Origin of the sequence: Amycolatopsis sp. cmx-4-61 (genome assembly GCF_046548775.1) — a bacterium.
Classification (GTDB): Bacteria; Actinomycetota; Actinomycetes; order Mycobacteriales; family Pseudonocardiaceae; genus Amycolatopsis.
The window spans coordinates 1-505 of record NZ_JAEBEI010000073.1 but is presented as its reverse complement, the minus strand read 5'-3'; the positions used below and the strand labels follow the sequence as shown (position 1 = coordinate 505).

General features: G+C 58.0%; 2 rRNA genes. Both read right to left on the bottom strand.

The features are described 5' to 3' along the window. Positions 1–76 (bottom strand): 23S ribosomal RNA (locus ACLJOU_RS46970); the annotation flags it as partial. 322 nt (positions 77–398) lie between these two features. Beyond that, positions 399–505: ribosomal RNA gene (locus ACLJOU_RS46965) — 16S ribosomal RNA — on the bottom strand; the annotation flags it as partial.

Here is a 505-nt window from a genome sequence, read left to right as displayed (position 1 = left end):
GCTTATCGCAGCCTCCTACGTCCTTCATCGGCTCCTGAAGCCAAGACATCCACCATGTGCCCTTAACAACTTGACCACAAAGATGCTCGCATCCACTCTACAGTTCTCAAACACCACACCAGAAACACACAACGTTTCAGGGCGTAAGCCCTGAGGCGTGTTGCCTCAGGACCCAACAGCGTGCCAGCGAACAACCACTCCCCCAGGCGCCGGCTCCCGTTTCCGCGACCCAAAGGGCCTGTACTAGAGGAGGCATTGCCTACCAGAAGCGACCATAACCAGTAGTTCCACAATTCCTTGAGCAAGCCCGGCAACACCACGTACGGGTGTTAAACCGTGCCCACCCCACCGAGGTTGGTCCGGGAATCCCGGCCTGGTGGATGTGTTGTGCTCCTTAGAAAGGAGGTGATCCAGCCGCACCTTCCGGTACGGCTACCTTGTTACGACTTCGTCCCAATCGCCAGTCCCACCTTCGACCACTCCCTCCCCTTACGGGGTTGGGCCA